13 protein-coding genes are annotated in these 12,971 nt (G+C 36.6%); 9 read left to right on the top strand and 4 right to left on the bottom strand.

Going from position 1 to position 12,971, the window contains the following annotated elements:
- Positions 1-52: 52 nt before the first annotated feature.
- A complete protein-coding gene (locus tag ABVM52_RS17090; RefSeq protein ID WP_405382286.1) occupies positions 53-430 on the bottom strand; it encodes a PleD family two-component system response regulator in 378 nt (125 codons plus the stop codon).
- 436 nt (positions 431-866) lie between these two features.
- Between ABVM52_RS17090 and ABVM52_RS17095 the strand changes: the two genes are divergently transcribed.
- Positions 867-2,315: a peroxidase family protein gene (locus ABVM52_RS17095; protein ID WP_405382287.1), complete on the top strand. Its 1,449-nt coding sequence runs from the start codon at positions 867-869 to the stop codon at positions 2,313-2,315.
- A gap of 136 nt (positions 2,316-2,451) precedes the next feature.
- On the opposite strand, the gene ABVM52_RS17100 is transcribed toward ABVM52_RS17095, so the two are convergent.
- On the bottom strand, positions 2,452-3,477 hold the full coding sequence (locus tag ABVM52_RS17100) for a DUF1593 domain-containing protein (protein WP_405382288.1): 1,026 nt from the start codon (positions 3,475-3,477) through the stop codon (positions 2,452-2,454).
- Positions 3,478-3,487: 10 nt separating this feature from the next.
- Entirely contained in the window at positions 3,488-4,843 is a 1,356-nt protein-coding gene (locus tag ABVM52_RS17105; RefSeq protein ID WP_405382289.1) for a nucleoside hydrolase-like domain-containing protein, read from the bottom strand.
- A 364-nt stretch (positions 4,844-5,207) separates the two neighbouring features.
- Here ABVM52_RS17105 and ABVM52_RS17110 point away from each other — a divergent pair, with 364 nt between their 5' ends.
- The 7 genes from ABVM52_RS17110 to ABVM52_RS17140 all read left to right on the top strand — a co-directional run bounded on the left by ABVM52_RS17110 (position 5,208) and on the right by ABVM52_RS17140 (position 11,081).
- Positions 5,208-6,863: a putative metal-binding motif-containing protein gene (locus ABVM52_RS17110; RefSeq protein ID WP_405382290.1), complete on the top strand. Its 1,656-nt coding sequence runs from the start codon at positions 5,208-5,210 to the stop codon at positions 6,861-6,863.
- A gap of 229 nt (positions 6,864-7,092) precedes the next feature.
- On the top strand, positions 7,093-8,154 hold the full coding sequence (locus ABVM52_RS17115; RefSeq protein ID WP_405382291.1) for a serine hydrolase domain-containing protein: 1,062 nt from the start codon (positions 7,093-7,095) through the stop codon (positions 8,152-8,154).
- Positions 8,155-8,252: 98 nt separating this feature from the next.
- The gene (locus tag ABVM52_RS17120; protein ID WP_405382292.1) at positions 8,253-8,984 is read left to right on the top strand and encodes an NAD(P)-dependent oxidoreductase; all 732 of its coding nucleotides are present in this window, start codon (positions 8,253-8,255) and stop codon (positions 8,982-8,984) included.
- Between the two features lie 20 nt (positions 8,985-9,004).
- Positions 9,005-9,580, top strand: a complete 576-nt coding sequence (locus ABVM52_RS17125) for a hypothetical protein (RefSeq protein ID WP_405382293.1) — start codon at positions 9,005-9,007, stop codon at positions 9,578-9,580.
- Between the two features lie 133 nt (positions 9,581-9,713).
- Positions 9,714-10,313 carry a DUF6642 family protein gene (locus tag ABVM52_RS17130; RefSeq protein WP_405382294.1) on the top strand — a complete coding sequence of 200 codons (600 nt, stop codon included), beginning with the start codon at positions 9,714-9,716 and terminating at the stop codon, positions 10,311-10,313.
- Between the two features lie 222 nt (positions 10,314-10,535).
- The gene (locus ABVM52_RS17135; RefSeq protein ID WP_405382295.1) at positions 10,536-10,700 is read left to right on the top strand and encodes a Lacal_2735 family protein; all 165 of its coding nucleotides are present in this window, start codon (positions 10,536-10,538) and stop codon (positions 10,698-10,700) included.
- A 39-nt stretch (positions 10,701-10,739) separates the two neighbouring features.
- Positions 10,740-11,081, top strand: coding sequence for a DoxX family protein (locus ABVM52_RS17140; RefSeq protein ID WP_405382296.1), 342 nt, complete (start codon positions 10,740-10,742; stop codon positions 11,079-11,081).
- An 18-nt stretch (positions 11,082-11,099) separates the two neighbouring features.
- Here the strand turns inward: ABVM52_RS17140 and ABVM52_RS17145 are convergent, their stop codons facing one another.
- Positions 11,100-11,462, bottom strand: a complete 363-nt coding sequence (locus ABVM52_RS17145) for a DoxX family protein (protein WP_405382297.1) — start codon at positions 11,460-11,462, stop codon at positions 11,100-11,102.
- A 95-nt stretch (positions 11,463-11,557) separates the two neighbouring features.
- Here ABVM52_RS17145 and ABVM52_RS17150 point away from each other — a divergent pair, with 95 nt between their 5' ends.
- Entirely contained in the window at positions 11,558-12,811 is a 1,254-nt protein-coding gene (locus ABVM52_RS17150; protein WP_405382298.1) for an NAD(P)/FAD-dependent oxidoreductase, read from the top strand.
- The last annotated feature ends 160 nt before the right edge of the window (positions 12,812-12,971 follow it).

Consider the following 12,971-nt stretch of genomic DNA (forward strand, 5'->3'; position numbering starts at 1 on the left):
TTAGGGTTACAGGCTCTTTTTTTATCATGCAAAACATAGCCCACAATGCGTATTATGCACTTTTTCTCTTGCCATAAATGCTGTTATACACCAAATTGATGGACTTGTTAAACTCCTGCTTGGAAAAAGGTTTGGCTATAAAGTCTACACAACCAAGTTCCCTGGCTATTATCTCAAAATCCAGTTTGGTAGAGCTAGATATAAAAGGTAAACGATTGCCATACATCTCTAGAAAGGAGAAACCGTTCATCCCCGGCATTTCAATATCGGATATTACCACCTGTGGCTTGGCAATCTGTATATGGATCCATGCATCATAAGAATCTTCAAAGGTAAGAACACTACCTACCAAAGGGTGTGCAAGGGCCAACTTCTCTGCAAGTGATAACCATAAGGGGGAGTCATCAACTATAACTAATTCAAGCTTCATAAAAATTATATAGCATTTTTCAAAGGTGAAAATTACCTCAACCCTCAATAATGGAAAATTATTTCGGTTAAAAAGCCTATAAGTTCTTTATAAACTTACCCTCAAATATGAACCCCTGACAAACAACAGATTTCGTCGGTCAATACCGTTTTCCAAATTGATACTTAACCCCTTACAGCTGATACCAATAGCGTTCAAATTCCTACAAAAAAACGCAATTCCTACAAAATAGTACTCAACTTGTACAAATATTTAACTTACTTATAATTAGATACTTACATTTACACCACTATTTCCCTCTGCTTTTATTGACATTCCCCTACGTAGCTAAACATATTTATCCTGCGTAATAGTAATTGCTGTTTCCCTCTTTAATATTTAAAATAATACCATGCTTAAGTGGTAGTATAATGTATTCATTTAATAAATAGTAGGTATGAAAAACAATCATGGACAACACAGTTTTTTTGGCAAGAACATGCTATGCACGCTTAAATCCTATGAATTTGAATCTATTGGTAGGTTTGGTAGAATGTTCAGGGAAGTATCTCCATTATACACAAACCCTATTGAAGTTAATAAATTAGGGGCACCTGGCGGACCTATGGAAGGAACTTCTCCGCCACAATTAACCAATGATATACCATTGGGAATGATTTTCTTTGGTCAATTTATTGACCATGACATCACTTTTGATACCCAATCAAACTTTAGCAGTATCAACAATCCTGTGGAAATAGAAAATACACGAACGGCCAATCTAGACTTGGATTGTATTTTTGGTGGGGGACCAGAAGATGAGCCCTTTTTATATGACAAACCCAATGGTAGGGGACTTTACCTATTAACGGGAAAAACGAACCAGAATCAAGGTCAAGCCGCGAAACTGGAAAAGCATGATTTGCCCCGTACCGGTACGGAAACCGCAATAATCGGTGATCCTAGAAATGATGAAAACAGGGTAATTTCCCAATTTCAGCTGGCCATGATTCGTTTTTACAATGCCAACTATGAGGCCATAAAAACTGCGAACCCCCATAAAAGTGCGGTTGAAATTTATGAAGAGGCACGTAAATTGGTCATGTACCATTACCAATGGATCGTGGTGAACGAATTTTTACCTTTGTTATGTGGTTCACAAATAGTAGATGGTATTCTGGGCTCCGGGCGTAAATATTATCAACCTTGTGAAAAGCCTTTTATACCCGTAGAGTTCTCTGTAGCCGCCTATAGATTTGGGCATTCTATGATCAACCAAGAACTTAAGCTGCAACCTAGCGGCGATATCCATAGTATTTTTTCACCTCAGTTTGGAAGGGGATTTGAAAAGATTAAAAATGATAAACAGGTCATTCATTGGGAGACCTTGTTCAATTTTGATGGTACTTACCAACGGGCAGAAAAGTTAGATACCAAACTTGCGGCAATCTTACTGGACCTTCCCTTTATCCAATCAACAAATTCTGCGGATAGATCGCTTGCCACCCGAAACTTAAGAAGGGGACAAAGCTTTTTATTGCCTTCTGGAGAAACCATTGCCCAATGCATGGAACGGGACACCGCTGAAATTAATGATGTCAAGAACTTAATCCAAAATCTGGCCCAGACCCATGGTATCAATATTGACAGTGGTACGCCATTATGGTTCTATATTTTGGCAGAGGCCGAAGAAATTGGTAGAATGGACCGATCGGGCAGCAAACCCGGAGAAGGTTTAGGACCGGTAGGTGCAACCATAGTCGCCGAAACCATTATAGGTCTGTTAGAGATGGATGAGGAGTCTTACTTAGGGAGTAATAGGGATTGGTTTCCTACCTTGGGAACTGATGGTAATTTTACCATGAAAGATTTATTGACCATGGCCAATACTGCTGTGGATTTGTAAATAATTTTTAGTCCGCCATAAGGCTGCAAGTTGACATGCGTAGTACAAAAAACGGGGCATAGCGTGTAATAGGGATGAGATAACATCAAATATTGGAATGGCTTAGGTAAATATCTTTGCCATTCCTTGATCTTTATTATTCAATACACCAGTCTGCACGTTCTTTAAATTCGGCCTGGAAGTCGTTCTTCCATTTAGAGATCGTTGAACCTCCTGGGCCATCTACCCAATGATTTGTTCCTTTTTTTCGCTTGTACTCCCCGCCCCAATTGGGTTGTGTAGGGTCCTCTGGGTTATTGATTCCTCTATTGGCACTTATCAGATTTAAAAATGCCGGTGTATCACCCTCTATTACTCCGGGTCCGGCCATAGCTTTTGGTGGATATATGGCACAAAGGGGTCCGTGGTCATTGATAATGTTTTTCTCTATCCACGCGGTATCATCACTACGAAACATACCATGATACGTTTTTCTGGATTCTATAATGAAAAGGTCTGGAAATTCGCTCATGAGCCATTCGTGCGATGCATCTTGACAAGCAATTAAATAGATTCTTAGCTTACTGAGGAAGGTTTTCAATTCTTCCTTACTTCTTGTATTCCTTACATCCCATATGGCTTGGGCAACTTCCCTTGGGCCGCCCCAAACACTTATCCATAGGGGTCGGGCGTCCGGTTTTTCTGCCGCTGCAATTATAGCGTTAGAGGCCTCACTACTTTTTCCTTCGCCTATGATATCTTCTACGGGTTGTTTACCACAGCCCCATTTTATGGAAATACCATTATTATTACCTTTTCCTTCATAGGTAATGGCCCGCAATGCATTGGCTGTTGGGTATCTGGAATCATGCTTCCGTAAATTTTCATCCACCTTGTCGTATTCATCCAGTACGGCCAACATGTTTTTCTTTTCGGCCACCATATCAAACGTTCCTGCAGAAACCACTAGTCCTTCTACATCCAATTCATTGGAATATAGAAGAAAACGAACGATGCTCTGTACATCATCCGGATCACTGTTGGTAACGGGAAACATGGGAAAATCTGACGTGACAATTATTCGATGTCGCTTATCAATACTAGGTGTATCTTGTGCGATAAGCGGTGGGAATGTAAGTAATAGAAAAAGGACAAAAACTGTAATCTTTGTATAAATGTTCATCTTGGTTTGGCTATGGATTAACATGAATAATTATTCTACGATAGGCATATAAATTAGGGCTACCATTATCATATACCTGCAGAATGATATGAATATTCTTTCCGTTGGATTTTTCAGGAATCTTAATTAACGTTTTATTAGAGGTCTCGTTGGTGATGGTCACCAATCCGTCATACGAGCTTGGTTCCTTATAAAAAGACCAATTATAGGACAGTGCATGTCCATCCGGATCCGTAGAACCAACGGCACTCAATTCAAGGGTAGTACCAACTTTGGCCGTCATATGTATAATTGCTTTAGTTGTATTACCGTTTACAACTGCTATGGGGTGGTGGTTGGCATCTTTATAGGAACTGGTAATACTCCAATCCATACGTGCCTCAAAATCATTGTTATAACCGGTGCTCCATTTTTTAATGGCTTTTGCACCTTCGTCAGTATTCCCGTACATATAATACGGGTCATATTTTGTTTCCCCGTTCTTCTCGATTTTTGCAACTTCTGACATGCTACGGATACCTGCCTTTTTTGTAAAACTAAAACGACCACCCCAACCGCCTTGGTCTATTTGTTCGGGATTATTTAATCCGTTAGGAAAAACATGCATAAACGCCGGGGTATCGCCTTCGGTAGCCCATTTTCTATCCGGATACGCTTTTCCAAGTGGACCATGGTTTTGAATATGTTTGTCCAAATAATCATCAGACGGGGCCCAGCCATATACGCCTGTAGCGCGTATGTAAAATACATCGGGGAAATTTTTGGCGATCCATGCACCGGCATCGTCCTGCCCTAAAATATCGATCAACCGTAATTTATCAAGGAATTTCTTTAATTGGGCTTGGGAACGTGTTTCTTTTACCGTCCAAATGGCCTGTGCAATGGTATTCATTCCTCCCCAACCTGTTACCCATAGGGGTCTGGGATCATCCTTGTCCGCAGAGGCAATGATTAAATTGGAACCCGGACTATCCTTGCCCGTGCCCACATCACCCATACCATAACCGGTTTGCCCCATCACGGCAATTGATTTTAGATCCTCTGGAGTAGGGTAACCATCTGCATGAACCTGAAGATTTGGATAGGCCATTTCATAGGCATTTAAAAGTGTATCTAGCATATGGGTAGAACGTTGGTTCTTTTTCCAACATCCTGTAGCAACAATTAGTCCTTCAATATCAAATTCATTGGCACTTACCAGCTGTCTTACCATAGATTGTTCATCATCTGGGTCAGCTCCTAAATCCGTTGTATTTATGATTCTTGGTTTATATGATATTTGCTTGGATTCCTTTTGGGGTAGCGCCTGTATAGGTGAGCAAGAGACAAAAAGACAAAGAAACAAAACGACCAATAGACTTTTCATTTAACTATGGATTTAAATATTGTATGCGTCATGGGAACCGGGTTTAAAATAGAGGGTTTAAACATTTGAACAGTTGTACTCTATGAGTATTTCTCCTTAAATTATTTATCTATACTTAAGCGTTGTAAAGAAAGGTAGGCATAAAATATGGCAATTGATTAAAATGAAGTTTTGACCGTTTAAAAAACTATTATTATCAACAAAATTATTCACTTGTACTGTTAAATATAACGCTTCCAAAAAAAATTGCTTTATGTGTATAGTACCCGCATGTTACTTTACCCTAAAATACCTATTAATGGGTATTTAGATTGTTTTTAGAAAATGTCATATTTATCATCTAATCTAAATAATTATGTCAATTATGATCAGACCACACTTTAAACCAATTTTAATTTCAAATCTCATTTTGGGAGTTCTTTTCTTTATTTCATGTTCACCGGATCAATCTATTGAAACTTTTAATGTAGAAAAAGTCTCAAGTACTAAACTTATTTTTGATGGAGCAAATAACGGTAATCAGCGATTTTTTTTTCTTCCTCCTATGGTTTCCAACCCTAATTCATCAGGAACTTTTGATGGTACGTTAAATCCTGAAATCATAATCTCAGAAATGAACAATTCAATAAAAGTTGACCCACCTTTAGCTCAATTTCAAGCTACAGTAAGTTCAGGAGAGGAATTATATAAAGCAGAATGGAATACTAAAAATTATGAATTAGACAAGGATTTAACATATAGAATAGAGGTCATATTGCAAAGTACATTGATAGGTTATGCAGATGTAGACGTTGTGGAAAGTGGGAAAGAATTAAAAAATGTAAATACAGGTGAATTTATTCCTCTAAAAGATGGACGAACTCTTCCTATAAAAGTTAGAATTGAGGAAGGAGTATTGGATTATAACGATTTAGATAATGATGGTTTCCTTAGTTTGGTTGATTGTAATGACAACAATGCAGATATTAATCCAGATGCCATGGAAATACCATACAACGGCATTGATGATGATTGTAACCCCAACACATTAGACGACGACTTAGATAAAGATGGATTCATAAATTCTGAGGATTGCGATGATACTAATCCTTATGTGAATCCGACTAGTCAAGAAATATGCGATAATGAAATCGATGACAACTGCAATGGTGAAATAAATGAAGAATGTGGAAATGTCATTTACGTAAATGATACTAGTCTGGAAAACATTTATTTTCACCAGGAGGTTTATGACGAGCCAACCACAATCATTTACCCTAACTTAACCGATCTTTCTGGTTATGTATATTTTCATCAAAATGTAAATATAGTTGAGGTCAAACTTCCTAAACTTGAAAATGTAGGTAGCTATATATATTTTAATGATAATGATGATTTACTGGGTGTGGATATCACCAATGTTAAATCTATTGGAGATAACATGTATATTGCCCTAAACGATAACTTACCAAATTTAGAAACACCTAACCTTCAGACTGCGGGTGGGGACATCAGTTTTCATATTAATGATAAATTAGAAAATATTGATTTATCATCATTGAATTATATTGGAGAAGACCTTTATTTTCATAAGAATGACGCTTTGACCAATGTAAATCTTCCATTATTGACAAGTGTAGAAGGACATGTTTATTTTCATCAAAATTTAAGTTTACAAGAAATAGAACTTACCAGTTTAATATCAACAAATGACTATTTTTATATTACGGGAAATACTAATTTATTAGAATTAAACACTCCATCTTTAACTAATATTGGAAATACTACAACCGAAAATTCATACTTATATTTATCCGGTAATACTACTCTAAACTTGTTTAATGCAGATTTACTTTCCGAGGTTTACGGGTATGTGTATATTTCAGGAAATTCTTCTTTAAACATGTCCAATACAATATGTAATTTAACTGATGTATTTGTTGTTAATAATGGTTTTGACTGTAGAGACGCCTATACAATTGTAAGTGGAAATGCAGACAATTCAATTTGCCATTCTGCCAATATACATGAATGTCAATAAAATTCATATACAATATTAGTAAATGGGTCATCTGACTCATTTACTAATTTTAATCTAACTATAAAATTATTTAATTCGAAGGATGACCACTTATGTATATAAATCCAACAAAATACTTTTCGTTACAAAATCAAACAATTCATCCTCAATAAATTACAATTCGGTAATTCTGAATTTAGTGCTATCTTGATTCCATTTAAGTTTGCATCATCAATCAAACCAACACTACATGGAACATGCACCACCAAAAGTCAGTAAGAAAAAACAACTATTTAGAATTGTATTGTTTGTCAGTACCTTTATCTCCTTATGGTTTGTACCGTGGATTTTGGTCAAAGCATGGATTTTACCCCTACCCAATACCGTACAGGAGCAAGTAGACCAAACCTTAGGCTACGGATTTGACGGAGTCATTGTTTACGTTGATGAAGCTGGTAAGCCACCTGCATTCTATACTGCCGGTTACCACGATAGCGCAAAGAAAATACCGGCAAAACCTAATGCCCTGTTTAAAATTGCAAGTATTAGCAAGTTATATGTGGCCGTTGCTATTACAAGATTGGCCTATGAGAATAGCATTTCATTGGACCAACCGCTTACAGATTATTTTCCCGAGCTTAAAGGGAGAATTGAATATGCGGATAAGATAACAATTAGGATGATGGTGCAGCATCGTAGCGGTATTCCTAATTTTACGAATAGTGCTGAATTCTGGGAAAACCAACCAAACACCCATATAGATGTCTTAAAATATGTACTTGATATGCCTGCGGAGTTTAAACCGGGTGAAGATTATGGCTACTCCAATACCAATTACCTGCTCCTTTCCAGAATTATAGAACAGGTTACAGGCGGTAGCCGTCAAGAGTATTTCAAAAAGGAAATTTTACTTCCATTGGGACTGACCAATACCTATGGGTCTCTAAAAGAGGTCAACCTAGATGATGTTATGAGCGGTTATTATGTAGGTACTGATAAAGATTTTAAAAGTGAGGATAATGGTATGATGTTAGCAACCGCAGAAGATGTGGGTATATTCTTAAGAGCATTGAACAACGGCTCTTTATTAAATGAAAAGGAAATGGAAATCTACACTTCTCTTTATGAATTTAACCACGGCGGTTTGGCGGCAGGTTACCAATGTCTGGCAGAATATCATAAAGATATAGATGCCGTAGTGGTGCAGTTTATGAATACCACAGATTTTGAAGGTTATCAATGGAATTTACTTGAAATTACCCATAGTCGCGTGGTGAAGATTCTACGAAAGGCTAAAAAAGCTTCAAACTAGTTCACCTGCTGTACATTATATATAATCACCTGTAACAAGTAAAACAATTTACCGTCTTAAAAGAAAATCATCAATCATCAATCAATATATCAATCCGTATGAACATTTTAGTAGTAGGTGCCAGTGGCGCCACAGGTAGTCAATTGGTAACACAATTACTACATCAACAACATTTTGTAAAAGTCATTGTTAGATCTCCGGATAACATCCCCAACAGCTGGAAAGAACATACCCATCTTCAGTTGATTACTGCAAGTATTCTTGACCTAAGCGATCATGATTTAAGTGAAATAACGCGTGATTGTGATGCCGTAGCCTCTTGTCTTGGTCATAATTTGACTTGGAAAGGTATCTACGGGGAACCTAGAAAATTGGTGACCGATGCCACTAAACGTTTATGCAAGGCTATAGCATTAAACCACCAAGAAGGTAAAACAAAGTTTATTTTAATGAATACCACGGGCAATAGAAATCGTGATTTGGACGAGCCTGTATCTTTTGCCCAAAAATGTGTTATAAGTCTTTTACGTTTGTTGCTACCTCCTCATGTCGATAACGAAAAAGCAGCGGATTACTTAAGAACGCAAATTGGCCAGGACCATAAGGCTATTGAATGGGTAGCCGTTAGACCGGACGGACTAATAAACGAAGATCAGGTTAGTGATTATGAAATTTATCCATCGCCCACACGTAGTGCCATATTCAACGCAGGCAAAGTAAGCCGTATCAATGTGGCTCATTTTATGGCCACCCTCATCTGTAATGATGAGGTTTGGGAAAAATGGAAGGGACAGATGCCGGTGATTTATAGTACATCGCAAGACAATTAATTAAATAGCATAATAGCAAAATGGAAAAATTCATAAAACAGTTAAAAAAACAACAATCAGGAAAAAAGGTTCTGGTGCTTTTCTTATTGACCAATATCGTTTATGCGTATATGCTTTTAGTTAGCATTCCGGCAACGATGGAGTTCTCCAACGGATTGCAATTATTAGATATGATGCCGGCAGGATATGATTTAGAGTATGTAAACACCCTTTTTGAAACACTAGGAAATACCGGACGCCAAATATATCTTACCAAACAAATTCCTGTAGATATGATCTACCCATTACTCTTTGGTATTGCTTATGCAGCAATACTAGCATATTTCCTCAAAAAACTACCTAAATTAAACCATTACTACCTATATCTGTGTCTGTTGCCCATAATTGCCTGTATAGCAGATTATATTGAAAACATCGGTATAATTACGATGCTGAATGCCTACCCAACGGTTACGGAAACTTCTGTACATACCACAAGTATATTTTCCATTATAAAAAGTAGTACTACCAGTATTTATTTTATAGTTTTAATAGTCGTTTTGATTATTCTTGGTTTTCGTAGGTTAAAATCTGGCAGCAAAAATTTTCAGCAATAACAAAACCCCAACCACTATCAATAGGAGGGTAGCGCGCTATCTATAAGAACTTATATTTAACCTAAATACGCTAAAAAGAATTCCTGTATTACCGTAATTTTGTATCTCATTTACGTCACAAAATTTCAAAAGCTTGCTAGAAAAAAGAAACCAGTTACCCCAAAATCAAGTATCAGATAGCGATAACTTTATTTATTGCTTAGAAGGTGTTGCCGATGTAGAGCACGATAAGGTGACCCAAGCACAAGAAAGCCTGGAACAATTGGCCATGAAATATGGCATAGCAAGTATCTACAAAACCTGCGATACCATTGAAGGATTGGAAGACAGCTTAAACGCCTTGGTCATGGATGACCATAGCTTTAAGGACTATGAAATTATCTATCTGGTTATGGCAGGTGAAGCCAATAGTATTTGTTTAAATGGCTATTATTATAGCCTGCAGGAAATTGCAGAGATTTTTGAAGGTCGATTAAAAGGAAAGATATTGCATTTTTCCAATGCCAAAGTTCTTGATCTAGAAGAAGACGAAGCCCAGTATTTTCTAGATATCACCAACGCCAAGGCTATTTCTGGATATGGCAATGCATTTAACGGAGTTAGCAGCTGCAATCTTGATAAAGCCTTCTTTAATTTATTTAATGAAGATGACGATATGTTTGAGGTGGTGGAAGAGCTGCACCAAAGGCATTACAATGTTTGTAAACTGCTTGATTTTAGATTGTATTATTAAAAGTAATCCATTTCAATCAAGGTTAGAGGGTCCTATTTATTTTTCAATTAAACGCACTTTCCTGATGAGTAATCAACGTTAACTTTTAAGGAGTTTGGGCAAAACTTCTTTAATGCAAATTTGGTTATTAATATTTTGTTCAATTATAATTTATAATAATTAAACATTATGTATTTTTGATGTAACCTTTATAAAGGTATTTGCATCAGAAAAACGAAAACTATGTTCGGAATATTTAAAAAGAAGTCGGAAAAAGAAAAATTACAATCTCAATATGAAAAGTTGCTGAAAGAAGCTCATACTTTATCTACTACAAATAGAAAAATGAGTGATCAAAAAACTTTTGAAGCCGATGAAGTAATGAAGAAAATAGAGCAACTTCATTAAATACTTGTTGCTTCACAAAATAACTTTAACCCCTTGTCAATGAATTTTTTGAATTTAGCCATTTTAGTATCCAGCATAGCTTTCTTATACTATGGACTTGAATGTTTATTTTCTCAAAAAATGAAAGATGAATTTACTCGGTTTGGCTTAAAACAACAAAGGGTTCTAACGGCATATCTCCAACTTACTGGCGCCATAGGTCTGATTTTTGGATTTTTTGTGTCACCCATGTTAACCCTAATTTCTGCTGCGGGATTATCGCTTCTAATGTTTTTGGGCTTTGGGGTCAGGATAAAAATAAAAGATAGTATTTCAGAGTCATTACCTGCACTGGTTCTTGCGCTAATAAATCTATTTATTGCGTATAAGTATTACCAATAATTTATTTCCTGATTATTTTTACAAAAAAGCAATCACCAAGCAAAGTGTTAAAAACAAAGCTGCAGGAAAAGATTTGAACAAAGGGTCTTTAATCTTAAAATGCATAACTATAGAACCCAACAACAAAACGGCCAATCCTAAGGCTGCGGGTTGTGTCAATACCGGCACCCAAATACCCACAATAAGTAATATAGCAAGAGTTACTTTTAAGAACCCAACGATATAACACATAGTTTCAGAAAGTCCATAGACCTTAAATTCCTCTACTATTGTTTTTGCATTTCCGCCGCGCCATTTCGTTTCTTTTTTATGCTGTATTAGCCAAACATTCAATATGCTTAGTCCTACTATTAATTGACAAGCAATGATTACATAATTCATTTTAAAGTAGTTTTGTGTTAAAGGTCATTAGTAACTTCTTTCAAAAATACTAATTTTGTTTATATTTATTTAAAATTAGTTAAACAATATTTATCGTGGATAAACAGGACTATAGAATACATATCGTAGGTGCAGGAGTTAGTGGGTTAATAGCGGCGACAGTTTTAGAACAAAACGGATTTACTCCCATAATTCTTGAAGCAACAGAAAGAGCAGGAGGTAGGGTCAAGACGGATGTTATAAACGGCTATCAATTAGACCAAGGGTTTCAAGTGCTACTAACGGCTTATCCTGCCGCTCAAAAATATCTCAATTTCAAATCTTTGGAGCTTCAACTTTTTTTACCTGGTGCGTCAATTTTCAAGAATAAAAAACAACATATTATAGGTGATCCGCTTAGAAATATAAGCCTCTTATTTTCAACGCTATTCGCAAATATTGGTACCGTTCCTGACAAACTCAAAATTTTACGACTAAACACAACACTTAAAAACACATCCCTTTCAGAGATTTTTGCCACCAAGGAGCAATCCACCTTTGCTTATTTAACGGATTTTGGCTTTTCAGATGGCATGATCCGTGATTTTTTTAAACCTTTCTTTAGCGGAATTTTTCTTGAAGACCAACTAGAGACATCTAGTAGAATGTTCCAGTTTGTTTATAAAATGTTCGGTGAAGGTGATGCTGCAGTACCCAAAGGAGGGATGGAAGAAATTCCCAAGCAATTGGTCCGTCAGCTACAAAACACTTCTATACAGTACAATACTGCTGTAGCTTCCATAAACGAAAAGGAAATACTACTTTCCAACGGAACTACATTGGAAAGCGATTTTACGATTGTTGCTACAGAACCTAGTCAATTTATTAGTAATCTAAAGAATCAAGCAACAGAATGGCGCAGTTGCGATACCTTATATTTTGAGACCGATACCAGAAATATCAATAAAAAATTAATCGGACTTCTACCTGAAACCGATTCGCTAATCAATAACATTTTTTACCCCTCAAGTCTTGAAACCAAGACAAGTGGCGCTAAGGAATTACTTTCAGTAACGGTAGTTAACAATAAAGGGGTTACTGGAAAAGAGCTTGTGAATAGGGTTCAAGAAGAATTAAGTAAATACTGTGGTATTACATCCAGTGCCTTCTTAAAACATTACCATATTCCCAGGTCCTTACCAAAATTGAGCGAACTACAATATGAGGTACCACCTTCAGAAACACGCTTGACCGAAACCATTTATTTAGCCGGAGACGTACAGCTAAACGGCTCTTTAAATGCCGCTATGCTAGCGGGCGAAAGTGCTGCGCTAGGAGTGATGGAAAACTTAGAGGGTTTGTTCAAATAGTTTTTTACAGCTAAGCGCTTTAAAATTGTTCCATTCAACGTCTCCCTAAATCTCTTTACTTAGTAAACCTGATGTTCACTAAGTAGCACAACGTACTTTCCAATAAAATCTACCCAATATTGGGTATTGTATACGGCAAGGTTCAAAAGTAGTTTTGACT

Origin of the sequence: Maribacter sp. LLG6340-A2 (assembly GCF_045057105.1) — a bacterium.
Classification (GTDB): domain Bacteria; phylum Bacteroidota; class Bacteroidia; order Flavobacteriales; family Flavobacteriaceae; genus Maribacter.

Excerpts from the sequence above, each read along its gene's own strand:
- ABVM52_RS17120 (WP_405382292.1), top strand. The coding sequence starts at position 8,253 with ATGAACATTTTAGTAGTAGGTGCCAGTGGCGCCACAGGTAGTCAATTG.
- ABVM52_RS17100 (WP_405382288.1), bottom strand. The coding sequence starts at position 3,477 with ATGAACATTTATACAAAGATTACAGTTTTTGTCCTTTTTCTATTACTT.
- ABVM52_RS17140 (WP_405382296.1), top strand. The coding sequence starts at position 10,740 with ATGAATTTTTTGAATTTAGCCATTTTAGTATCCAGCATAGCTTTCTTA.
- ABVM52_RS17110 (WP_405382290.1), top strand. The coding sequence starts at position 5,208 with ATGATCAGACCACACTTTAAACCAATTTTAATTTCAAATCTCATTTTG.
- ABVM52_RS17125 (WP_405382293.1), top strand. The coding sequence starts at position 9,005 with ATGGAAAAATTCATAAAACAGTTAAAAAAACAACAATCAGGAAAAAAG.
- ABVM52_RS17115 (WP_405382291.1), top strand. The coding sequence starts at position 7,093 with ATGGAACATGCACCACCAAAAGTCAGTAAGAAAAAACAACTATTTAGA.
- ABVM52_RS17105 (WP_405382289.1), bottom strand. The coding sequence starts at position 4,843 with ATGAAAAGTCTATTGGTCGTTTTGTTTCTTTGTCTTTTTGTCTCTTGC.
- ABVM52_RS17090 (WP_405382286.1), bottom strand. The coding sequence starts at position 430 with ATGAAGCTTGAATTAGTTATAGTTGATGACTCCCCCTTATGGTTATCA.
- ABVM52_RS17095 (WP_405382287.1), top strand. The coding sequence starts at position 867 with ATGAAAAACAATCATGGACAACACAGTTTTTTTGGCAAGAACATGCTA.
- ABVM52_RS17145 (WP_405382297.1), bottom strand. The coding sequence starts at position 11,462 with ATGAATTATGTAATCATTGCTTGTCAATTAATAGTAGGACTAAGCATA.
- ABVM52_RS17135 (WP_405382295.1), top strand. The coding sequence starts at position 10,536 with ATGTTCGGAATATTTAAAAAGAAGTCGGAAAAAGAAAAATTACAATCT.